The organism is uncultured Mediterranea sp., from assembly GCF_902493215.1.
Lineage (GTDB): Bacteria > Bacteroidota > Bacteroidia > Bacteroidales > Bacteroidaceae > Bacteroides.
In genome coordinates, this window is record NZ_CABUOL010000023.1 from 1 (window position 1) to 21379 (window position 21379).

The 21379-nt window shown below is 51.7% G+C and carries 21 protein-coding genes and 1 tRNA gene; 18 read left to right on the forward strand and 4 right to left on the reverse strand.

Translation table 11 applies throughout. The features are described 5' to 3' along the window. Positions 1-83: 83 nt before the first annotated feature. From RDO88_RS11595 to tsf, 8 genes are all read left to right on the forward strand, one after another. A tRNA-Val gene (locus RDO88_RS11595) sits at positions 84-158 on the forward strand. Positions 159-299: 141 nt separating this feature from the next. After that, positions 300-1646, forward strand: a complete 1347-nt coding sequence (gene purB / locus RDO88_RS11600) for an adenylosuccinate lyase (RefSeq protein ID WP_307759529.1) — start codon at positions 300-302, stop codon at positions 1644-1646. 125 nt (positions 1647-1771) lie between these two features. Then, the gene (locus tag RDO88_RS11605) at positions 1772-3163 is read left to right on the forward strand and encodes a pseudouridine synthase (RefSeq protein WP_307759530.1); all 1392 of its coding nucleotides are present in this window, start codon (positions 1772-1774) and stop codon (positions 3161-3163) included. 26 nt (positions 3164-3189) lie between these two features. Next, positions 3190-4593 (forward strand): asparagine--tRNA ligase, encoded by a 1404-nt coding sequence (gene asnS / locus RDO88_RS11610; RefSeq protein ID WP_307759531.1) that lies wholly within the window; start codon positions 3190-3192, stop codon positions 4591-4593. Positions 4594-4929: 336 nt separating this feature from the next. Further along, positions 4930-5391 (forward strand): 50S ribosomal protein L13, encoded by a 462-nt coding sequence (gene rplM / locus RDO88_RS11615; RefSeq protein ID WP_117857665.1) that lies wholly within the window; start codon positions 4930-4932, stop codon positions 5389-5391. Between the two features lie 6 nt (positions 5392-5397). After that, positions 5398-5784 carry a 30S ribosomal protein S9 gene (rpsI, locus tag RDO88_RS11620; RefSeq protein WP_004288304.1) on the forward strand — a complete coding sequence of 129 codons (387 nt, stop codon included), beginning with the start codon at positions 5398-5400 and terminating at the stop codon, positions 5782-5784. Between the two features lie 177 nt (positions 5785-5961). Further along, on the forward strand, positions 5962-6801 hold the full coding sequence (gene rpsB, locus RDO88_RS11625; RefSeq protein ID WP_307759532.1) for a 30S ribosomal protein S2: 840 nt from the start codon (positions 5962-5964) through the stop codon (positions 6799-6801). 134 nt (positions 6802-6935) lie between these two features. Continuing rightward, positions 6936-7928 (forward strand): translation elongation factor Ts, encoded by a 993-nt coding sequence (tsf, locus tag RDO88_RS11630; protein WP_307759533.1) that lies wholly within the window; start codon positions 6936-6938, stop codon positions 7926-7928. 82 nt (positions 7929-8010) lie between these two features. On the opposite strand, the gene RDO88_RS11635 is transcribed toward tsf, so the two are convergent. After that, positions 8011-8901, reverse strand: coding sequence for a hypothetical protein (locus RDO88_RS11635; protein WP_307759534.1), 891 nt, complete (start codon positions 8899-8901; stop codon positions 8011-8013). 204 nt (positions 8902-9105) lie between these two features. Here RDO88_RS11635 and RDO88_RS11640 point away from each other — a divergent pair, with 204 nt between their 5' ends. The 4 genes from RDO88_RS11640 to RDO88_RS11655 are packed head-to-tail and all read left to right on the forward strand — an operon-like array spanning position 9106 to position 13675. Continuing rightward, on the forward strand, positions 9106-10416 hold the full coding sequence (locus RDO88_RS11640; RefSeq protein ID WP_307759535.1) for a DUF5690 family protein: 1311 nt from the start codon (positions 9106-9108) through the stop codon (positions 10414-10416). Between the two features lie 4 nt (positions 10417-10420). Beyond that, positions 10421-11647, forward strand: coding sequence for an FAD-dependent oxidoreductase (locus RDO88_RS11645; protein WP_307759536.1), 1227 nt, complete (start codon positions 10421-10423; stop codon positions 11645-11647). Between the two features lie 48 nt (positions 11648-11695). Then, positions 11696-12472 (forward strand): electron transfer flavoprotein subunit beta/FixA family protein, encoded by a 777-nt coding sequence (locus tag RDO88_RS11650; RefSeq protein WP_307759537.1) that lies wholly within the window; start codon positions 11696-11698, stop codon positions 12470-12472. 15 nt (positions 12473-12487) lie between these two features. Then, complete coding sequence (locus RDO88_RS11655; RefSeq protein WP_307759538.1) at positions 12488-13675, forward strand: FAD-binding protein; 1188 nt, start codon at positions 12488-12490, stop codon at positions 13673-13675. Positions 13676-13728: 53 nt separating this feature from the next. Here the strand turns inward: RDO88_RS11655 and RDO88_RS11660 are convergent, their stop codons facing one another. Further along, the gene (locus RDO88_RS11660; RefSeq protein ID WP_307759539.1) at positions 13729-14088 is read right to left on the reverse strand and encodes a translation initiation factor; all 360 of its coding nucleotides are present in this window, start codon (positions 14086-14088) and stop codon (positions 13729-13731) included. 163 nt (positions 14089-14251) lie between these two features. On the opposite strand from RDO88_RS11660, the gene RDO88_RS11665 reads away from it, so the two are divergent. The 4 genes from RDO88_RS11665 to RDO88_RS11680 are packed head-to-tail and all read left to right on the forward strand — an operon-like array spanning position 14252 to position 17095. Further along, complete coding sequence (locus RDO88_RS11665; RefSeq protein ID WP_307759540.1) at positions 14252-14908, forward strand: redox-sensing transcriptional repressor Rex; 657 nt, start codon at positions 14252-14254, stop codon at positions 14906-14908. Continuing rightward, the gene (locus tag RDO88_RS11670) at positions 14908-15525 is read left to right on the forward strand and encodes a fumarylacetoacetate hydrolase family protein (RefSeq protein WP_307759541.1); all 618 of its coding nucleotides are present in this window, start codon (positions 14908-14910) and stop codon (positions 15523-15525) included. The genes RDO88_RS11665 and RDO88_RS11670 overlap by 1 nt, the downstream gene beginning before the upstream one ends. Positions 15526-15569: 44 nt before the next feature. After that, positions 15570-16049 carry a 2-C-methyl-D-erythritol 2,4-cyclodiphosphate synthase gene (gene ispF, locus RDO88_RS11675; RefSeq protein ID WP_307759569.1) on the forward strand — a complete coding sequence of 160 codons (480 nt, stop codon included), beginning with the start codon at positions 15570-15572 and terminating at the stop codon, positions 16047-16049. Between the two features lie 56 nt (positions 16050-16105). Beyond that, positions 16106-17095: a metallophosphoesterase gene (locus RDO88_RS11680; RefSeq protein ID WP_307759542.1), complete on the forward strand. Its 990-nt coding sequence runs from the start codon at positions 16106-16108 to the stop codon at positions 17093-17095. Positions 17096-17099: 4 nt separating this feature from the next. Here the strand turns inward: RDO88_RS11680 and RDO88_RS11685 are convergent, their stop codons facing one another. Together RDO88_RS11685 and RDO88_RS11690 are read right to left on the reverse strand one after the other, a co-directional pair. Next, positions 17100-17948: a hypothetical protein gene (locus tag RDO88_RS11685; protein WP_307759543.1), complete on the reverse strand. Its 849-nt coding sequence runs from the start codon at positions 17946-17948 to the stop codon at positions 17100-17102. Between the two features lie 577 nt (positions 17949-18525). Further along, complete coding sequence (locus tag RDO88_RS11690) at positions 18526-19584, reverse strand: porin (protein ID WP_307759544.1); 1059 nt, start codon at positions 19582-19584, stop codon at positions 18526-18528. A gap of 156 nt (positions 19585-19740) precedes the next feature. Here RDO88_RS11690 and RDO88_RS11695 point away from each other — a divergent pair, with 156 nt between their 5' ends. Then, entirely contained in the window at positions 19741-20235 is a 495-nt protein-coding gene (locus tag RDO88_RS11695) for an exonuclease domain-containing protein (RefSeq protein WP_307759545.1), read from the forward strand. Between the two features lie 67 nt (positions 20236-20302). Beyond that, positions 20303-21376, forward strand: coding sequence for a tRNA 2-thiouridine(34) synthase MnmA (mnmA, locus tag RDO88_RS11700; RefSeq protein WP_307759546.1), 1074 nt, complete (start codon positions 20303-20305; stop codon positions 21374-21376). Positions 21377-21379: the final 3 nt, after the last annotated feature.

Consider the following 21379-nt stretch of genomic DNA (forward strand, 5'->3'; position numbering starts at 1 on the left):
GAGCATCTGCCTTACAAGCAGAGGGTCGGCGGTTCGAATCCGTCAACGCCCACATCTTTATTTGAAATTCTTTTTTACCTTACGGGCGTTTAGCTCAGCTGGTTCAGAGCATCTGCCTTACAAGCAGAGGGTCGGCGGTTCGAATCCGTCAACGCCCACATTTTGAGGATGGTAGTGATCGAAAGATTGCTGCCATTTTTTTTATTTCTTCTTGTTATAAAAAATGTTTCCAAGGCCGGAAACTCAGAAAAAAGCAGTAATTTTGCGGCCTGATAATTATCATTTTAGAAATACGACGTATGAAACTGGATTTACTTACCGCAATCTCGCCGATTGACGGTCGTTATAGGGGCAAGACGGATGCCTTGGCCGCCTATTTCTCGGAATTTGCACTGATCAGATACCGTGTACGGGTGGAAGTGGAGTACTTCATCACCCTCTGTGAACTGCCGCTGCCGCAACTGAAGGGCGTGGACAAGGGTATCTTCGAGACCTTGAGAAACATTTACCGTAACTTCTCCGAAGCCGATGCGCAACGTATCAAGGACATCGAAAGCGTGACGAACCACGACGTGAAGGCCGTGGAATATTTCCTGAAGGAACAGTTTGACAAGCTGGGCGGACTGGAGGAGTACAAGGAATTCATCCACTTCGGACTGACTTCGCAGGACATTAACAATACATCGGTGCCCCTCTCCGTGAAGGAGGCGCTGGAAGAGGTATATTACCCGCAACTGGAGGAACTCATCGGACAGCTGCGCACGTATGCCGAAGAGTGGGCCAACATCCCCATGCTGGCCAAGACACACGGACAGCCCGCTTCGCCCACACGGCTGGGCAAGGAAATCAATGTCTTTGTCTATCGTCTGGAACGCCAGTTGGCTTCGCTGAAGGCCTGCCCGCTGACGGCCAAGTTCGGCGGTGCGACGGGTAACTACAATGCGCACCACGTGGCCTATCCCGACTACGACTGGAAGGCGTTCGGCAACAAGTTCGTGGCCGAGAAACTGGGACTGGAGCGCGAGGAATATACGACGCAGATTTCGAACTACGACAACCTGTCGGCTGTGTTCGACGCCATGAAGCGCATCAACACCATCATGATTGACATGAACCGCGACTTCTGGCAATACATCTCCATGGAGTACTTCAAGCAGAAAATCAAAGCCGGCGAGGTGGGCTCCAGCGCGATGCCCCACAAGGTGAACCCCATCGACTTCGAGAATGCCGAGGGCAACCTGGGCGTGGCCAATGCCCTGTTGGAGCATCTGGCCGTGAAGCTGCCCGTGTCGCGCCTGCAGCGCGACCTGACGGACTCGACGGTGTTGAGAAACATCGGCGTGCCGTTCGGACACATCGTCATCGCCATCCAGAGCTCGCTGAAGGGCCTGCGCAAGTTGCTGCTCAACGAAAAGGCCATCTATGCCGACCTGGACAACTGCTGGAGTGTGGTGGCCGAGGCTATCCAGACCATCCTGCGCCGTGAGGCTTATCCGCATCCGTACGAGGCACTGAAGGCACTGACGCGCACCAACCAGGCCATTACGGAGGCATCCATCAAGAACTTTATCGAGGAGCTGAACGTGGGCGAAGACATCAAGAAGGAGCTTCGCGCCATCACTCCGCACAATTATACGGGAATGTAAATAGTGGTAAACGGTTAGTGGTTAGTGGTCAGTAATGCACTGCTAACCGCTAACCCCTAACCGCTGATCGTTAAAAATAAGGCCGTGAGGCCGATAAGTTTAATTTTATTCGAATAAAAAAGAAAATGAGTACAGAAAATGACAACTGGCGCGATGCGTCGGGTTCAGAAAGAAATGCTGGTGCTGACCGTGATGGCAATCAGTACAAGGGTGCCGGTTTCGGCCGTTCTTCCTACAATCGTGATAACAATGAGCGTCCTTACCGTCCGCGCTTCAATGCGACGGAAAATGGCGGACGAGCACAAAAGGCTTATAGCAGCGACCGTTCCTATCGTCCGCGCTTCAGCGGAAACGACAACTATGGCGACCGTCCGCAGCGTTCGTATGGCAACAGTTATCGTCCGCGCTTCAACAATAACGAGGAGGGTGGCGAACAGCGTCCGCAACGTTCGTATGGCAACAATGACCGTTCCTTCCGTCCGCGGTTCAATCCGAATGCCGAGGGAGGTGACCGTCCGCAGCGTCCGCGCTTCAACTCCAATAACGAGCGGGGTGGATACGGACAGCGTCCGTACAACGCAGGCGGCGACCGTCCGCAACGTCCGCGGTTCAATCCGAATGCCGAAGAGGGAGGACGTCCGCAGCGTCCGCGTTTCAATGCCAACGGCGGCGGAAGAGGTAACTTCGGCGGTAACGGTTACGGACGTCCGCAACGTCCGCGTACAGCCGACTATAATCCGAATGCCAAATACAGCAAGAAGAAACAGATAGAATACAAGGAACAGTTTGTAGACCCGAACGAACCGATTCGTCTGAACAAGTTCCTGGCGAATGCGGGTGTATGTTCGCGCCGTGAGGCTGACGAATTTATCACCGCAGGAGTGGTTTCGGTCAACGGCCAGGTGGTAACCGAATTGGGTACGAAGATCAAGCGTGGCGACGAAGTGAAGTTCCACGACCAGGCTGTGAGCATCGAGCGCAAGATTTATGTGCTGCTGAACAAGCCGAAGGATACGGTAACTACGTCGGACGATCCGCAGGCGCGGCGCACGGTGATGGACTTGGTGAAGGGTGCCTGTGAGGAGCGCATCTATCCTGTAGGTCGTCTGGACCGCAACACGACCGGTGTGCTGCTGCTGACCAACGACGGTGACCTGGCTTCGAAGCTGACGCATCCGAAGTATCTGAAGAAGAAGATCTATCACGTCCATTTGGACAAGAACCTGACGAAGGCCGACATGGAACAGATTGCCGCCGGCATTGAGCTGGAAGACGGCGAAATCCATGCAGACGCCATCAGCTATACCGACGAGAACAAGAAGGACGATGTGGGCATTGAAATCCACTCCGGCAAGAACCGTATCGTGCGTCGTATCTTCGAATCGCTGGGATACAAGGTGATGAAACTGGACCGTGTGTATTTTGCCGGCCTGACCAAGAAAGGGCTGTGTCGCGGTGACTGGCGTTACCTGACCGAGCAGGAAGTGAACTACCTGCGGATGGGTTCGTTTGAATAAATCATATATTATATAGATGTATAGTTATGGAAAAAATTAGTAGAACAAAGATTGTGGACCTGCTGAAGCGTGAAGACTTCGGCGCTATGGTCAACGTGAAAGGCTGGGTACGTACCCGCAGAGGTAGCAAACAGGTAAACTTCATCGCGCTGAACGACGGTTCTACAATAAATAATGTCCAGATTGTAGTCGATCTGGAAAACTTTGACGAGGCTCTGCTGAAGGATATTACGACAGGCGCCTGTCTGAGCGTGAACGGTGTGCTGACGGAATCGGTCGGCGCCGGCCAGAAAGCGGAAATCCAGGCCCGTGAGATAGAGGTGTTGGGTACTTGCGACAATACGTATCCGTTGCAGAAGAAGGGACACTCGATGGAGTTCCTGCGCGAGATTGCACACCTGCGTCCGCGTACCAATACGTTCGGAGCCGTGTTCCGCATCCGTCATAATATGGCCATTGCCATCCATACTTTCTTCCATCAGAAGGGCTTCTTCTACTTCCACACGCCCATCATCACGGCGTCGGACTGCGAAGGTGCGGGCCAGATGTTCCAGGTGACTACCAAGAACCTCTACGACCTGAAGAAGGATGAGAACGGTTCCATCATTTACGATGACGACTTCTTCGGCAAGCAGGCCAGTCTGACCGTTTCCGGACAGCTGGAAGGCGAGCTGGCCGCTACGGCTCTGGGGGCTATCTATACCTTCGGCCCGACGTTCCGTGCCGAGAACTCCAATACGCCGCGCCACCTGGCCGAGTTCTGGATGGTAGAGCCTGAAGTGGCTTTTGCTGACCTGGCCGAGCTGATGGACCTGGAAGAGGAATTCATCAAGTTCTGTGTGAAGTGGGCGCTCGACAACTGCGCCGACGACCTGGAGTTCCTGAACAAGATGGTGGACAAGGGTTTGATAGAGCGTCTGCAGAAGGTGGTCGACACCGAGTTCGTACGCCTGCCCTATACGGAAGGTATCAAGATTCTGGAAGAGGCTGTAGCCAAGGGACACAAGTTCGAATTCCCCGTTTACTGGGGTTGCGACCTGGCCAGCGAGCACGAACGCTACCTGGTGGAAGAACATTTCCAGAAGCCGGTCATCATGACGGACTATCCGAAAGAAATCAAAGCCTTCTACATGAAGCAGAACGAAGATGGAAAGACCGTGCAGGGTACGGACGTACTGTTCCCGCAGATTGGCGAAATCATCGGCGGAAGTGTGCGTGAGGAGAACTACGACAAGCTGATGGCCCGCATCACCGAGCTCCACATCCCGATGAAGGACATGTGGTGGTATCTGGATACGCGTAAATACGGTACGTGTCCGCATGCCGGTTTCGGTCTGGGCTTCGAGCGTCTGCTGCTGTTCGTGACGGGTATGGCCAACATCCGTGACGTCATCCCCTTCCCGCGTACGCCGCGTAATGCCGAGTTCTGATTGAAACGGTATCCCGAATAGACTTCACCACAGATTGCGCGGATTTTCACAGATTAAACAACCTGAATACTTCCGGTTTCAGAAAATATCTGTGAAAATCCGGGAAATCTGTGGTGATTGTTTTTGGTGGGGGTGTGGCTTCCGCTCTGACTGTCAGACAAAAAAAAGACCAAATCGTTTGTCAGTTAACAGAAAAACCGTACCTTTGCAAGCCGATTATTATCTAAAAAGGATAAGCAATTAATTCATAGCGAGTTAATCGACCTTTGTCCGGGGCGGTTGGCTGGTGGTGAAGAAAAAAACAATTAGTAGTAACATTTTAAAAAACAATTAAGAGTGGATACTTTAAGTTACAAGACCATTTCTGCAAACAAAGCTACAGTGACTAAAGAATGGGTCATTGTTGACGCTACAGACCAGGTATTGGGTCGTCTGGGCGCAAAAGTTGCGAAACTGTTGAGAGGAAAGTATAAACCAAACTTTACTCCTCACGTAGATTGTGGCGATAATGTGATCATTATCAATGCCGACAAAGTAAAATTAACCGGTAACAAGTGGAATGACAAGGTATATCTGTCATATACAGGCTATCCCGGCGGTCAGAGAGAAATCACTCCTGCTCGTTTGCAGGCAAAACCGAACGGTGATGACAAGTTGCTGAGAAAAGTAGTAAAGGGTATGCTGCCTAAAAATAAGTTGGGCGCCAAATTGCTGGGTAATATGTATGTATATGCCGGAAACGAGCACAAACATGATGCTCAGAACCCGAAAATGATTGATATTAACGCACTTAAATAAGAGATAATGGAAGTAGTAAATGCATTAGGCAGACGTAAAAGTGCAATTGCACGTATTTTCGTAAGCGAAGGTACTGGAAAGATTACTATTAACAAGAGAGACCTCGCAGAGTACTTTCCATCAAGCATTCTTCAGTATGTAGTTAAACAACCGTTGAACAAGCTGGGTGTTGCTGAAAAGTACGACATCAAAGTAAATCTCTGCGGTGGCGGTTTCACCGGTCAGTCTCAGGCATTGCGTCTTGCAATCGCTCGCGCGTTGGTGAAAATCAATGCTGAGGATAAGGCTGCTCTCCGCGCTGAGGGCTTCATGACCCGCGATCCCCGTTCTGTTGAACGTAAGAAACCGGGACAGCCGAAAGCTCGTCGTAGATTCCAGTTCAGTAAACGTTAAGAGTTGGAGAACGGTTGGGGCGGACAAGTTGCTTAATTCTCGACTTTCACCTCTCAACTCTCAACTGAAAAAGCGTTTAGTATCTAAACTACCGGGACTCTTCATTCGGATAGGCTACCCGGCGGTTGGTTTAGAAAAAACAAAAAAGAAAGTAAACGATTTAAAGATTAAAACAAAATGTCAAGAACAAATTTTGATACATTATTGGAAGCCGGTTGTCACTTCGGTCACTTGAAAAGAAAGTGGAACCCTGCAATGGCTCCTTATATCTTCATGGAGCGCAATGGTATTCATATCATTGACCTCAACAAGACGGTTGCTAAAATTGACGAAGCTGCTGAAGCTTTGAAGCAAATCGCTAAATCAGGAAAGAAAGTCCTGTTTGTTGCTACTAAAAAACAAGCTAAGCAGGTGGTTGCCGACAAGGCTGCATCTGTAAATATGCCTTATGTAATCGAGCGCTGGCCGGGTGGTATGTTGACTAACTTCCCGACTATCCGTAAGGCTGTGAAGAAGATGGCTACTATCGACAAGTTGACTAACGATGGTACTTATTCTAACCTCTCTAAGAGAGAAATTCTGCAAATCTCCCGTCAACGTGCTAAGTTGGACAAGACTTTGGGCTCTATCGCTGACCTGACTCGTCTGCCGTCTGCTTTGTTCGTTGTCGACGTAATGAAAGAGAATATTGCTGTTCGCGAAGCTAACCGTTTGGGTATTCCTGTATTTGGTATCGTTGATACTAACTCCGATCCTACAAACATCGACTTCGTTATTCCGGCAAATGATGACGCTACTAAGTCAGTAGAAGTTATCTTGGATGCTTGCTGCGCTGCTATGCAGGAAGGTCTGGAAGAGCGTAAAGCTGAAAAGGTTGACATGGAAGCTGCCGGCGAAGCTCCTGCTGCTAACAAGGGCAAGAAGAAAGCTGCCAAGGCTAGACTGGACAAGTCTGACGAAGATGCCATCAACGCATCTAAGGCTGCTGCTTTCATGAAGGAAGACGAAGAGGCTTAAATCATATAGATGAGAGTTGAGAATTGAAAGTTGAGAGTTACTATTAAACAGCAATTCTCAATTCTCTGTTCTCAGCTCTCAACTGCTTTATAGATAAAGGTATTATTAACGTTTAAAATAGTATTGAAGAAATTATGGCTGTAACAATGGCTGATATAACCAAGCTCCGCAAAATGACCGGTGCTGGTATGATGGATTGCAAGAATGCCTTGAACGATGCAGAAGGCGATTTCGACAAGGCAATGAAGATTATCCGTGAGAAAGGACAGGCAGTGGCTGCCAAGCGTTCCGACCGTGAGGCTTCAGAAGGTTGCGTACTGGCTAAGACTACAGGTGACTTCGCTGTAATCATCGCTTTGAAGTGTGAGACTGACTTCGTAGCCCAGAATGCTGACTTCGTGAAACTGACTCAGGACATCCTGGACCTCGCTGTAGCCAACAAGTGCAAGACGCTGGACGAAGTGAAGGCTTTGCAGCTGGGTGACGTAACCGTAGCTCAGGCTGTAACAGACCGCAGCGGTATCACCGGTGAAAAGATGGAACTCGACGGCTATATGACTGTAGAAGGTGCTGATACAGTGGTATACAACCACATGAACAGAAACGGACTCTGCACCATCGTAGCTTTCAACAAGAAGGTAGACGAGCAGCTGGGCAAGCAGGTAGCTATGCAGATTGCCGCCATGAACCCGATTGCCATCGACGAAGACGGTGTTTCTGAAGAAATCAAGCAGAAGGAAATCGAAGTGGCTATCGAGAAGACCAAGGCTGAGCAGGTACAGAAGGCTGTTGAGGCTGCTTTGAAGAAAGCTGGTATCAACCCGGCCCACGTAGACAGCGAAGACCACATGGAAAGCAACATGGCCAAGGGCTGGATTACTGCAGAAGATGTAGCCAAAGCAAAGGAAATCATTGCGACCGTATCTGCAGAAAAGGCTGCCAACCTGCCCGAGCAGATGATTCAGAACATCGCCAAGGGTCGTCTGGGCAAGTTCCTGAAGGAAGTTTGTCTGTTGAACCAGGAAGATGTGATGGATGCAAAGAAGACCGTAAGAGAAGTGTTGAAGGAAGCCGATCCCGAACTGAAGATCGTAGACTTCAAGCGTTTCACTTTGCGTGCTGAATAAATTCCGGTCCGTGTAAGGATATAGAAAAGGGGCTGTTCCATTGCCAGGACAGCCCCTTTTACTGTTATATGTGCTTTATCTTCTATAAGAATTCCAGGATTTTCTTTTCCCGTTTCAGCTCTTCTATGTTCTTGTCCGGCGAAACCAGCATCATGCTTTTTATAATGTCTTCCGGGTGGCAGGTATAGTCATAATACTCCTGCTCGTCCGGCGAAAGCTCTTCCTGGGGAATCACTTTGGTACACAGATGGGAGAATTCTTCCAAAGGAATTTCGTCCTGCTGTCTGACGAAGAGAATGCGGCGGGCGATGGGGTTTCTGTTGTAGTCATGGGTTATGTAGATGCCTTTGATAAAATGGGGAGATTCGATGGCAGGCAGTTGCAGATAGATGACTTTCAAGGCTAACTGCATGTTCTTTTGTTCATTGAACATCAGATAGCCTATCTGGAACGGTGTAAAGAGACCGATTCCCGCATAATAGTCGCCTGCCATATTCTGGCTGTAAACTTTTGGAAGGATGTCTCCGTCCGAAATGGAGGCGAACAGGTAGGGTTCAACCTTCAGCCCTTTGGAAAAAGACGAAGAACTATAGGCCAGATACAGGCCGGTATAAGCTTTTGCATTGGGCAGATATTTGGCGGCTTCCCTTTCGATATCGTCAAGGAATGGTTTTTCATTGTTCCGGTTCAGGAATTGCCGCGTATCTATGTGGCATACCTTTTCGTACAGTTCGTCCAGGCATCCCAGCAGTTTCCGCTTGGAGACGTTGTTGACTTGTTGCAGAGCCTTGTCCAGTGCTTCTTCCGGCTTTTCGCCTTCCGAGACGAGGTTGATATAGGTGGGCAGTACGGAAGAATAGAGGGAGGATAATACGCTGGAAGCGATATCCGTTCTTTCGGAAATATCTTTCAGTTTGACTCCGGATTCACGGAGTTTTTTCATTCGTTCGTAGAGTGGTATCAGTTTGTCCATGAGCCTTGTTGTTTGTGGGCAAAGATAGGTAATGCTTGTTACATCCGTATGTCTGTTTTTACAAATCTGTTTCATAAAGGAAACATAAATATGACATTATAAGAGGCGCTTTTTCGGGCCTTATTATACATGATGAATTAATTTTTTCAGAGTTGTGGCTCCTTTAATTTCGCACCGGAAAAAATGAACTAACAGATTAAAGACATGAAACAGACAACAGGCAACAAACAATTATCCGATACGTTGTTGATACTTTGGGCCGGTGGGGCAGCCTTGCTCTCTTATTCTTTGGTGTATGCTTTGCGCAAACCTTATACGGCGGCTTCTTTCGATGGGCTGACTTTTTTGGGGACCGATTATAAGGTGGCGGTAACGACCATTCAGATTTTGGGTTATGTCATTGCCAAGTTTTTTGGAATCAAAATCATTTCGGAACTGAAAAAGGAAAACCGTTTCCGCTTCTTTGTCGGTTCGGCAATACTTGCGGAAGCGGCTTTGATCGGGTTCGGTCTGCTGAGCGCACCCTACAATGTGGTTGCGATGTTTGTCAACGGACTTTCTTTGGGGTGCATGTGGGGAGTTATCTTCAGTTTCATCGAAGGCAGGAAAGTGACCGATATTCTGGCCAGTCTGTTGGGGGTGAGTATGGTGTTCAGTTCCGGGCTGGCCAAAAGTCTTGGGTTGTTTGTCATGAACGAAATGCAGGTCGGTCCGTTCTGGATGCCGGCTGTCATTGGAGGTCTGGCACTTCCTGTTCTGGCGTTTACGGGCTACATGCTGAAGCGGTTGCCCCAGCCGACGGCCGAAGATATAGCTTTGCGTAATGAGAGGGTGGTGCTCGACGGAAAAGGGCGGGTTGCCTTGTTCAGGAAGTATGCTCCGATTTTGTCGCTGCTGTTTGCCTGCAATTTCATGTTGCTGGTTCTGCGTGACATCAAGGAAGATTTTCTGGTCAATATTTTGGATATGAGCAACCAGTCGTCCTGGCTGTTTGCCCGCATCGATACGATTGTTACACTCGTTATTTTGGGAATTTTTGCCCTGTTCATTTTCTGCCGGAGTAATATCAAGGCTCTGCTGTCTCTGATGGTATTGGTGATAACGGGGTGTCTGACAATGACCTATGTCTCGTTTCAATACGAAGCGTTTGTGTCCAGACCGATAACCTGGCTGTTCATACAAAGCTTGTCGCTGTATATTGCGTACCTGACTTTCCAAACTATATTTTTCGACCGTTTCATTGCCTGTTTCAGGATAAAGGGCAATGTAGGTTTCTTTATCGCCCTGATTGATTTCATCGGGTATCTGGGAACGGTGTCCTTGCTTTCTGTGAAGGAATTGCTGGATATCGATTTGGAGTGGTTCGTCTGGTTCAACCATATCGCTTGTTTTGTTGGAGGAATCTGCTCGATTCTGTTTGTCATAGCCGGAGTGCTGATTTACAGGAAGTATATGCAGAGCCGGAAGACAGAACGTGTAAATTATTATATGAATTTTCAATATAATGCAATTTAAGAATATGAAAGCGGATTATGACATTATCATTATAGGAGGCGGACTGCTGGGCTGTGCCACTGCATACCAGTTGGCAAAGCGGAATGCAGGAAACATCCTGTTGGTGGAAGGAAACGAGATTGCGTCGCAGGCTTCGTCACGTGCGGCATGTCTGTTGACACGGGCGCGCACCAAACCGGCATTGATGGAACTGGTCCAGGAAACCTATGACTGTATCCATGAGATGGAGGCGTTGTTGGAAGAATCGCTTGAGCTGCAGATGTGCGGCAGCGTTACCATTGCCTCTTCCGAAGCGTCCTTGAAGGAACTGGAAGCCTTGGAAGAAGCGGCGGAACGTTTCGGGATTCCCAATGAACGGATTGGCCGGGAACGTGTGAAAGAATTGCTTCCCTGGATAGAGGCGGAAGCTGTAGACGAGGCTTTATACATGCCTACGGACGCTTTTATCGATTCGGCACTTTTATGCTCCGGTTATGCTAGAGCTGCCCGTAAGTTGGGGGCGGTGCTTCGCTCCAACTGCAAGGTCAAGGAAATACGGGTCAAGGATGGAGCTGTAGAAGGTGTGGAGCTGATGTCCGGTGAGGTACTGACTGCATCTGTCGTTGTCAATGCTGCCGGTTCATGGGCCAATCTTTTGATGAGGCCTTTACAGGTTGGTTTGCCTTTCATACCTGTTCGGAGTCATTTCTGGATTACTTCCATTGATGAGAAACGGTTCCCAGCCAACCATCCGTTTACGGTCATTCCCGATGCCCGGGCTTTCACCCGGTCGGATGTAGGGGCACTGATTGTAGGTTTGCGTGAGAGTCAATGCCAGGCTTTCGATCCTTCTACACTGACAGACAGACTGGAAGACTTCGATTTCCATAAGGATGCAGAGTGGACGGTGCTCGATGAATGTGCTCCCTTGTTGAAAAAGTATCTGAAAGATATTGACACACTGCCTATAGCCCATTATATGGCCGGGCCTTCCTGCTATGTACCGGATGCCAAGTTCATCATCGGTCCGATAAAGTCCTATAAAGGATTGTATACGGTGACCGGATGTTGTGGTGGCGGGGTTGCGGCTGGCGGCGGAATGGGACGCCTGGCGGCAGAGCTGATAATGGGCGATAAACCTTTTGTCAATCCGGACCTGTTTTCTCCGGACCGCTTCGGAGTGGTCGATCCTTTCTCCTTGGAATTTCAGAAGCGCTGTGCCGATGCTCGTTCGAACAAGAAAGGCGGTTGATAATCGGGACGTCCATGTTTGTGTAATATCTGTGATAAAGTAAAGATGATGAAACGGTATATTGTTTTTTTGAAACAGGTTCCTCAGTCCACTCATGTAGGGATTGATCCGGAAACCAAAACATTGAAACGGGCCTCTGCACTCTGCAAGACGAATCCAGATGATTTGTGTGCCTTGCAGGCTGCTTTGGAACTGAAAAAGAAAACCGCAGCCGAAGTATGGGCGGTCAGTATGGGGCCGGTATCGGCTGAAGCTGTTTTGCGTGAAGCGTTGCAGCATGGAGCCGATCGGGCGGTCCTCTTGTCTTCTCGGGCATTTGCCGGCAGTGACACGTGGTGTACCAGTAGAGTACTGGCTGCTACCGTACGCCGGATCGGGAATTACGATCTGTTGTTCTTTGGCCGTATGGCCATCGATGGAGATACGGCTCAAGTAGGCCCTGGTGTGGCCGGTCAGCTGGACATCCCCCAAATTACCCAACTGGTCAGTATCGACGCCATTTCCGCTTCCGGCATAAGGGTTACGAAGAAGGCGGGTGACCGTCGGCAGCACTTTGAGGTCGATTTTCCTTGTGCTGTGATGGTCAGCAAGGAAAATTATGAAGTAGATCCTCCTACATTGGCCGGATGGCGGACAGCCCGTGACAAGGAGATTGTCCGTTGGAACGAGTATGACTTGAACCTGGATCCCGCTACCGTGGGACTTCAAGCTTCGCCTACCAAGGTTGTTTCGACGGAAGTGCCCCAAAGTGACAAGACATTGGAATGGCTGTCCGACGGTCGGGCGGTAATGCAAGTGATAGAATCCTGTATGCATCAGAAATAATAAAGTGTAGTGACAATGAATGATAATTTTACGCTTCATTTACGAAGAGATATATGTACACAGTGCGGACTGTGTGCCGAAAGTTGCCCTTTCGGAGTGATAAGTATGGACGGATATCCCCGGTTGGATGAATCCGATTGCCGTCTGTGTGGAACGTGTGTGCAGACTTGTCCCGTCGGTGCATGGATGATGGATGAGGCTGTGGGCTGCATACAGAAAGATGAAGAACCGGCAGCGGGAGTGTGGGTACTGGCCGAAACAGAGAACGGTAGCCTGTCTCATGTGACAAAAGAATTGCTGGGAAAGGCTTCGGAACTGGCTGCGAAGTTACAACAGAAAACCGAGGCTGTGCTGGTCGGTAAGCATGTGTCGGAAGTCGCGTCGGAATTGGTGGCCTATGGAGCTGACAGGGTCCATCTGCTGGAGTCGGACGGGCTGGCGGCTTTTATTGAAGAAAACTATGCGGAAGCTGTGGCACAACTGGTGCGTAGGCTGCATCCTGCCATTCTTCTGGTGGGGGCCACTCCTCGGGGCAGGGGACTGTCTGCCCGGCTGGCCGCCTTGCTTCATACCGGACTTACGGCCGACTGTACCCGTTTGGACATTGATCCGGAGAAAGGACTGTTGCTGCAGATACGTCCGGCTTTTGGAGGTAATCTGATGGCAACAATCACGACACCATACCATAGACCTCAGATGGCTTCGGTCCGTCCGGGTATCATGACACCGTTGGTTCCCGATGGGGGGAAAACGGGTGAGGTGGTCCTTCATGACATGTCTTCACTGGCAACCGATGCACGTATCCGGTTACTGGGTGAGGAAGAAGAGGAAACCTCAGGCGATTCGCTGAACGACAGCCGCGTTATTATAGGAGTAGGCCGTGGGGTGAAAAAGAAAGAGACCCTGGAACTGATTCACCGGTGGGCTGATCGGATTGGCGCTGTTGTGGCCGGATCGCGTGCTGCTGTAGAGGCCGGACTGGTGGATGCGCATTTACAAATCGGACAGACGGGACACACCATTTCTCCCGATGTTTATATTGCAATCGGTATTAGCGGACAGATTCAACATACATCGGCCATTGGTGGAGCCAAGAAAATCATCGCAATCAACCCCGATGCTTCCGCTCCTATCTTTAAGGTAGCCGATTACGGATGGGCCGTTCCTGCCGAGGAAGCGCTTGTACAATTGTTGGGTAGATAATGTGGAAAATGAGCTTGTTGTAGGCAGGGCGTGTCAGCACGCCCTGCCTTTTTTTAACCAACCGGTTTGGTTTGAGTATAGCCTTCTTTCTTCAGCAGTTCCAGCACCTTCTGTTTGAAATCGCCCTGTACGATGATTTCGCCGTCTTTGGCCGTACCGCCCACGCCGCATTTGCTTTTCAGCATTCGTCCCAATTCCTTCAGGTCGTCGTCGGTACCGACGAAGCCGGTAATCAGGGTTACAACCTTCCCGCCACGGTTCTTGCGGTCGAGCTGTACCCGCAGTTTCTGTTGGGCAGGAGGGAGGGTGGCAGTTTCCTCTTCATCTGCCGTTTCGTAACGGAAGTCGGGATTGGTGGAATAGACCACATTCAGGCGGTCTTTCCAGTCGTTGTTTTTCGTATTTTTTGCCATAAGGAATCATTGTTTTGGTGAATCTGTTGTCAAAAGTACAGCTTTACGGTGAGTTTTGCAATGCGACGTAGAAATTATGTTAACCTTTTCGACTCTTCCTGCGAGACATTGGAAAAAATAATGTACTTTTGTCTTTCATAAATCTGATAATAGCGAGAATACAATGAGCGGTTTGTTGCAGGACAGGGAGATTTTGCGGGTGCCGGAGCCTACGCTGCGACGCTTGCCGTGGTATCTGTCCAATGTCAAGTTGTTGAAACAGAGAGGGGAACGCTTCGTCTCTTCCACCCAAATATCCAAGGAAATCAATATCGACGCTTCGCAGATAGCCAAGGACTTGTCGTATGTCAACATCTCGGGACGTACCCGGGTAGGTTATGAGGTGGATACGCTGATTGCCGTGCTCGAAGACTTTCTGGGCTTCACCAATCTGCACAAGGCTTTCCTGTTCGGCGTAGGTAGTCTGGGAGGAGCCTTGCTACACGATTCGGGTCTGCGTCATTTCGGCTTGGAGATTGTGGCGGCCTTCGATGTCAATCCCGCGCTGGTAGGTACGGAGCTGAACGGCATTCCCATCTTCCATACCGATGAATTCAGTCGGAAGATGCAGGAGTACGACGTGAACATCGGGGTGCTGACCGTGCCCATTGAGATTGCCCAGCAGATAACGGACTATATGGTGGAGGGCGGCATCAAGGCTGTGTGGAACTTTACGCCTTTCCGCATCCGTGTGCCGGAGTCCATTGTCGTGCAGAACACTTCGCTGTATGCCCATCTGGCGGTAATGTTCAACCGCCTTAACTTTAACGAAATCAAGTAATGAAGATTATAGCTGTAGGAATGAACTATGCCCTGCACAACCGTGAGCTGGGACATGAGCAGGAAAACAAGGAGCCGGTGATTTTTCTGAAGCCCGACTCGGCTATCCTGAAGGACGGCAAACCTTTTTTCCTTCCCGATTTTTCGAACGAGGTGCACTATGAGACTGAAGTGGTGGTGCGCATCTGCCGCCTGGGCAAGTGCATTGCTCCGCGTTTCGCCCACCGCTATTACGATGCGGTGACGGTAGGCATTGACTTTACCGCCCGCGATATGCAGCGCCGGTTCCGCGAGACGGGCAATCCGTGGGAACTGTGCAAGGGCTTCGACGGGTCGGCTGCCATCGGCCGGTTTGTGCCGCTGGCCGAAGCAGGAGGAGAGGTGCAGCGGCTGGATTTCCATCTCGACATTGACGGGCAGACCGTTCAGCGTGGAAATACGGCCGACATGCTGTTCCGTGTGGACGACATCATTGCCTACGTCAGCCGCTTCATGACGCTGAAGATTGGCGACCTGCTCTTTACCGGCACGCCCGTGGGGGTAGGACCTGTGAGCATAGGGCAACATCTGGAAGGCTATCTGGGCAACGAGAAACTGCTTGACTTCCATATCCGATAGTTCCGGAGTAGGGACTGAATAATTTCAATTCTTAATTCTCAATGATGAAAATACGAGTAGGTTTCGGCTTCGATGTCCATCAGCTGGTGGAAGGCCGTGAATTGTGGTTGGGCGGAATCCGCCTGGAACACGAAAAAGGATTGCTGGGGCATAGTGATGCCGACGTACTGATACATGCCATTTGCGATGCCCTGCTGGGGGCGGCCAACATGCGCGACATCGGTTACCATTTTCCCGATACGGCAGGTGAGTTCAAGAACATCGACAGCAAGGTGCTGCTGAAGAAGACCGTGGAGCTGATAGCCACAAAAGGTTATGCGGTGGGCAACATCGACGCGACCGTCTGCGCCGAGCGTCCCAAGCTGAAGGTGCATATTCCGGAAATGCAGGAAACACTGGCCCGTGTGATGGGAGTGGATGTAGACGATGTGTCCATCAAGGCTACCACAACCGAGAAACTTGGTTTTACCGGTCGCGAAGAAGGCATTTCGGCCTATGCGACGGTGCTGGTGGTCAGGGAGTAGATATCAGGCATTAAGCATTCATTATTCATTAATTTATATCTTTGGTTTAATTCTCCATGAAACGTATTTTGTTTTTTCTGTTTCTGATGGGTATGGGGTTCGTTACCCTGCATGCCCAGAATGCCGCCCTGAAGTTCAACAAGGCGGGTGAGTTCAAGATTGTTCAGTTTACCGATGTCCATTTCAAGTATGGCAATCCGGCTTCGGACATTGCGCTGGAGCGTATTGATGAAGTGCTGAAGGCCGAGCGTCCCGACCTGGTTGTATTGACAGGCGACGTGATTTATGCCAAGCCGGCCGACAAGGGAATGCGTACGGTGCTCGAACGGGTAGCGGCCCACAACGTGCCGTTTGTCGTAACGTTCGGAAACCATGACGACGAGCAGGGCATGACTCGTACACAGCTGTATGACATTATCCGCTCCGTACCCGGCTGTCTGATGCCCGACCGTGGAGAGCAGGCTTCACCGGACTATACCCTGACGGTGCAGTCGTCCGACGGCAAGGGAAGCCATGCGGCCGCACTCTATTTCTTCGACTCCCATTCCTATTCCAAATTGAAGGATGTGAAGGGATACGACTGGCTGACGTTCGACCAGGTGGAGAACTACCGCCGCCAGAGCGCTGCGTTTACGGAGGCCAACGGGGGCCAACCGCTGCCTGCCCTGTCTTTCTTCCACATTCCGCTGCCCGAATACAACCAGGCTGCCTCCAGCGAAGGAGCCATTCTGATAGGTACGCGTATGGAGAGAGCCTGTGCGCCTGCCCTGAATACGGGTATGTTCACCGCCATGAAGGAAGCGGGCGATGTGATGGGCGTCTTCGTGGGCCACGACCATGACAACGACTATGCTGTGATGTGGCACGGCATCCTGCTGGCCTACGGACGTTACACAGGCGGGAATACCGTTTACAACCACCTGCCCAACGGTGCCCGTGTCATCGTACTGAAGGAAGGGCAGCGTACGTTTGATACATGGATTGACCTGGCCGGCGGCCAGCAGGTGAACCGTTCGACCTATCCTGACAGTTTTGTGAAGAAATAATCGTTTATTGAAGCCTGACGTAATGCAGCCTCGTGCAGGGTGTAGCTCCCACCATATAGGTGCGGGCCACCCGTGCCGAGGCTATTTTTATGGTTTCGCCCACCTGATAGGCGTGCTCGGTGGCGGGTAGCGTGCAGGAGTGGCGGCTGGCCGTGTGGGCATTGACGGTCAGCGCGACGCAGTTGCCCGACGCGTCCTTCAGCCGGAGCTGCTGGCGGACGTAGAAGAAGGCCGTGCCGTTGCGCACCTGCGTCTTGTAGGGATTGTCTTCCACGCGCACGGTGGTGACCCTCAGCGTCAGGTTTTCCAGCCTGTCGCCTTCCTTGCCCAGGAAAGAGCCGGTGGGCTTTTGGTGCATCTTGCGGCGCTGGATGTCCAGGTAGGCGGAGTGGTAGATGCGGGCGATGAGCACGAAACGTGCCTGCTTGGGGATGCGCGGTTCGAACTTGTAGGCTATCCACCCCAGATAGGCAGGGTCGATGTTCAGTATCTCGTGCAGGAAGTGGCCACGGTATTTGCCGAAGGGGATAAGGTCGTCGCCTCTGCTCTGCATGCGCTTGGCGTTGTATTCCGTCAGATACAGGCTGCGGGTGGAGTAGAAGCAGAGGGTGCTGGCCATGCGCAGGGCTTCGTGGACGTCGGCCGAGAGGTCGCAGAGGTAGAAGATGGACTGGCGGCTGGGCAGGGGAGAGTAGACCCACAGGGTGTACTGCGGTTTTCCCTCGCGCGGAAGCACGACCAGATAGGCTCCGGCCTCCTTGTAGGAGGCTCTGCCCCGGTTGTACAGGTTCAGTTTCTGGTACAGCAGGGCCTGTTCGTTGTCCGATAGGTTCGGTAGTTTAGGTTGGGCCATAAGCTGTTTTTTTCTTTCGTCCAAGATACGGATTTTTTTTGAAAAAAGCAAGCCTTCGGGCGGAAAAGTGAGGGTCAAGCAGGAGGTAAGTGCCGTTTCGGTAAAGGACAAAGTGTCGCAGATTGTGGCTGAATATCGGCAAAAGGTTGCCGGATGGACTTTTTTGCTGACACGTGCCTTTTGTAAAGAGCTTGAAATAGAAAGAAAAACGGGGCTGAATGCGGCTTTTCTGTGGGATGGAAGTCTGTTTGTGGGCTTCCCATTGCATGTTTCCCCTCGTCAGCGTGTATGTTTTCCGCAGGAAAAGTGTATGTTCTGCATCGGAAAAGTGTATGTTCTCTGCTCCTGAAGTGCCACTTTACGCCGCTGAAGTCCATAGTTACGCCGCCAAAGTGCCACATTTCTGTTGTTTTCTTCTCTGGCGGCGGTCGTTTTCTTCTATTTCAAATGTAAAGATTTTGCTATCCTTCTGATGGATAGCTTGATACGGAAAAACACTTCGTTCTTTGGCGACGGCCTTGCCTTTGGGTGGAAATACGCGATTCTCAGGCGGTCGGGAAATCAAAGTGTCATTTCGTCAGAAGCGGACCATCAGTTCCAGCACCACCTTGTCCTGCTCCGATTCCTTGGCGATGCTGCCTTCGGGGTAGAAATATTTCTCGTAGTTCAGGCGGATGTCCGTGCGGAAGGCCTTGCTGAGGCTGAAGGTGATGCCGCCCGTCAGTCGGTGGCGCTTGTAGTCGGTAATGGTCAGGGCACCTGTGGCTTCGTCGCGGGTCTTGGCGTCGCTTTGGTCGGTCATCATGTCGTATCGGGCCAGGAAAGACATCTTCTGGAAGACTTTCTTCAGAGGCTGGTCGTAGTTGATGAAGGCGTCGACGGAGTGCACGTCCTTGAAAGCGTTGTCCGAATACTGCTTGTAGAGGTATTCGCCTTCGATGTGGAAGCGGCCTGCCTCATAGTAGGTGCCGATGTCGTAGGAGCGCATCCATACGTCTTCGGGCTTGATGCCCTGCACACTCAGGGTGAGGTTCAGTCCTTCGGTGGGCAGGACGACGGCCTTGGCAGAGTAGTTCACCTCCTTGTGCCACACCTTCTGGTTGGTCAGTCCCGTGCCGTTGTAGAGTCCTCCTTCCAGTTTGACGGGCAGGGTGGTGGGCAGTTCGTAGCCCAAGGTAAGGCCCACGTCGCGCACGTTGCCCACCTGTTTGGCGATGAACGAACGGTTGGCGAAGTATTGCTGGTGGGGTGAGCGGTGAGCGTCGATGGTGAAAGGCACGCGCATCTGTCCGGCCGTCACCGTCAGTCCCTTGGCAGGGAAGATGCGGGCATAGGCATCGAGCATTTTGATCTGTCCTTCGTCCGAGAGGTCAATTTCCGCCTTGTAGGCCACGATGGGCAGGATGTTGCCCGTCAGGCTGACGCGTGCGTTGCGCACCTCGAAACGGCCGGCTCCCATGCCCGTCTGGTATTCGTGCTTGGCACGGATGGTTCCGTTCACCTTGGGCAGGTAGTCTTTGGTTTCCAGCTTTTCCTTGTCGATTTTCTTCCCGTCTTCATCGTTTCCCGCGCTTTGGGCGGAGAGGGTGGACGCGGCCATCAGCGCGGCCGCCAGCAGGAGGATTGTTTTCTTCATCTTGATCGTTTGAATGGTTTTGCTCATTGATTTTCGGGTGCAAAGCTCGGAAATATGTGTTATGAAGGTGTGACAGATGTATTTCGTTTGTGTTACAACGATGAGAGTGCGGATATTTTTATATTTTTGCCCGAAACAAAAGAGGAGAATATTCCGATGAAAGACTTTGCAGCCATCGATTTCGAGACAGCCAACGGCGAACGGAGCAGCGTGTGCAGCGTGGGTATCGTCATTGTGAGGGACGGAGTGGTCAGGGAGAAAATATACCGGTTGATACGCCCGTTTCCCAACTATTACAGCTATTGGAATACGCAGGTGCATGGGCTGACGCGACAAGATACCGACCGTGCACCCGAGTTTCCCGTCGTCTGGCAGGAGGTGGCTCCGCGGCTGGAGGGCCTTCCGTTGGTGGCTCACAACAGCCCCTTCGACGAGGGGTGCCTGCGGGCAGCCTTCAAGGCTTTCGGCATGGGCTATCCCGACTATACTTTCTATTGTACCTGCCGTGCCTCGCGACGCACTTTCGGCAAGCAGCTACCCAACCACCAGTTGCAGACGGTGGCTGCCCGATGCGGTTACGACCTGACGCGCCACCACCATGCCCTGGCCGATGCCGAGGCCTGTGCCTGCATCGCTTTGACCATTTTGTGAATAGGGGATGCGGAAGAATGGGCAAAAAAACGTACCTTTGCTTTCCATATAATAGAAACTACAGTTTATGAACGTACCTGAAAAGAGAGTTTTGGTGGGCATGAGCGGCGGTATAGACAGTACCGCCACGTGCCTGATGCTGCGCGAGCAGGGCTACGAGATTGTGGGTCTCACCATGTGGGTGTGGGGCGACGAGCCGGTGGAGGCACGCCGCCTGGCCGAGAGTATGGGCATCGAGCACCACGTGGCCGACGAGCGCGAAGGCTTCCGCCGCACCATCGTACAATATTTTATCGACGAATACCGCGCGGGACGCACGCCCAACCCCTGTGTGATGTGCAACCCGCTGTTTAAGTTCCGCATCCTGACGGAGTGGGCCGACCGCTTGGGTTGTGCCTACATCGCCACGGGCCACTATACGCGGCTGGAGGACCGGAACGGCAAACGCTACATCGTGGCGGGCGACGACGACAAGAAGGACCAGTCGTACTTCCTGTGGCGGCTGGGGCAGGACGTGCTGCGCCGCTGCCTTTTCCCTCTGGGCGAATATACCAAGCTGAAGGTGCGCGACTACCTGCGCGACAAGGGCTACACGCTGAAGGCCGACGAGGGCGAGAGCATGGAAGTGTGTTTCATCAAAGGCGACTATCGTGACTTCCTGCGCGAGCATAGCCCCGAGATAGATACCGAGGTGGGCAAGGGGTGGTTTGTGAACGCCGAGGGCGTGAAGCTGGGCGAACACAAAGGCTTTCCGTATTATACCATCGGTCAGCGCAAGGGGCTGGAGATAGCCTTGGGCAAGCCGGCCTACGTGCTGAAAATCAATCCGCAGAAGAACACCGTGATGCTGGGTGACGCCGAGCAGCTGAAGACGCGCTACATGCTGGCCGAGCAGGACTGCCTGACGGACGAGGCGGAGGTATTCGGAAGCGACAGCCTGACGGTGCGCATCCGCTACCGCAGCCGTCCCATTCCCTGCACGGTGAGCCGTCTGGAGGACGGACGCCTGCTGGTGCACTTCCAGGAAGAGGCGTCGGCCATCGCACCCGGCCAGTCGGCGGTGTTCTATATCGGTCGCCGCGTGGTGGGCGGAGCGTTTATCGCTTCGCAACGGGGAATTGGAATGTATGTTGAAAATTGATAA

What these genes read in the sequence shown, in the direction of transcription:
- RDO88_RS11655 (WP_307759538.1), top strand. Translation starts at nt 12,488, where the DNA reads ATGAATGATAATTTTACGCTTCATTTACGAAGAGATATATGTACACAG.
- mnmA (WP_307759546.1), top strand. Translation starts at nt 20,303, where the DNA reads ATGAACGTACCTGAAAAGAGAGTTTTGGTGGGCATGAGCGGCGGTATA.
- asnS (WP_307759531.1), top strand. Translation starts at nt 3,190, where the DNA reads ATGGAAAAAATTAGTAGAACAAAGATTGTGGACCTGCTGAAGCGTGAA.
- RDO88_RS11650 (WP_307759537.1), top strand. Translation starts at nt 11,696, where the DNA reads ATGAAACGGTATATTGTTTTTTTGAAACAGGTTCCTCAGTCCACTCAT.
- RDO88_RS11660 (WP_307759539.1), bottom strand. Translation starts at nt 14,088, where the DNA reads ATGGCAAAAAATACGAAAAACAACGACTGGAAAGACCGCCTGAATGTG.
- RDO88_RS11680 (WP_307759542.1), top strand. Translation starts at nt 16,106, where the DNA reads ATGAAACGTATTTTGTTTTTTCTGTTTCTGATGGGTATGGGGTTCGTT.
- rpsI (WP_004288304.1), top strand. Translation starts at nt 5,398, where the DNA reads ATGGAAGTAGTAAATGCATTAGGCAGACGTAAAAGTGCAATTGCACGT.
- RDO88_RS11670 (WP_307759541.1), top strand. Translation starts at nt 14,908, where the DNA reads ATGAAGATTATAGCTGTAGGAATGAACTATGCCCTGCACAACCGTGAG.
- RDO88_RS11665 (WP_307759540.1), top strand. Translation starts at nt 14,252, where the DNA reads ATGAGCGGTTTGTTGCAGGACAGGGAGATTTTGCGGGTGCCGGAGCCT.
- ispF (WP_307759569.1), top strand. Translation starts at nt 15,570, where the DNA reads ATGAAAATACGAGTAGGTTTCGGCTTCGATGTCCATCAGCTGGTGGAA.
- RDO88_RS11645 (WP_307759536.1), top strand. Translation starts at nt 10,421, where the DNA reads ATGAAAGCGGATTATGACATTATCATTATAGGAGGCGGACTGCTGGGC.
- RDO88_RS11640 (WP_307759535.1), top strand. Translation starts at nt 9,106, where the DNA reads ATGAAACAGACAACAGGCAACAAACAATTATCCGATACGTTGTTGATA.
- RDO88_RS11605 (WP_307759530.1), top strand. Translation starts at nt 1,772, where the DNA reads ATGAGTACAGAAAATGACAACTGGCGCGATGCGTCGGGTTCAGAAAGA.
- RDO88_RS11690 (WP_307759544.1), bottom strand. Translation starts at nt 19,584, where the DNA reads ATGAAGAAAACAATCCTCCTGCTGGCGGCCGCGCTGATGGCCGCGTCC.
- rpsB (WP_307759532.1), top strand. Translation starts at nt 5,962, where the DNA reads ATGTCAAGAACAAATTTTGATACATTATTGGAAGCCGGTTGTCACTTC.
- RDO88_RS11695 (WP_307759545.1), top strand. Translation starts at nt 19,741, where the DNA reads ATGAAAGACTTTGCAGCCATCGATTTCGAGACAGCCAACGGCGAACGG.
- RDO88_RS11635 (WP_307759534.1), bottom strand. Translation starts at nt 8,901, where the DNA reads ATGGACAAACTGATACCACTCTACGAACGAATGAAAAAACTCCGTGAA.
- RDO88_RS11685 (WP_307759543.1), bottom strand. Translation starts at nt 17,948, where the DNA reads ATGGCCCAACCTAAACTACCGAACCTATCGGACAACGAACAGGCCCTG.
- tsf (WP_307759533.1), top strand. Translation starts at nt 6,936, where the DNA reads ATGGCTGTAACAATGGCTGATATAACCAAGCTCCGCAAAATGACCGGT.
- purB (WP_307759529.1), top strand. Translation starts at nt 300, where the DNA reads ATGAAACTGGATTTACTTACCGCAATCTCGCCGATTGACGGTCGTTAT.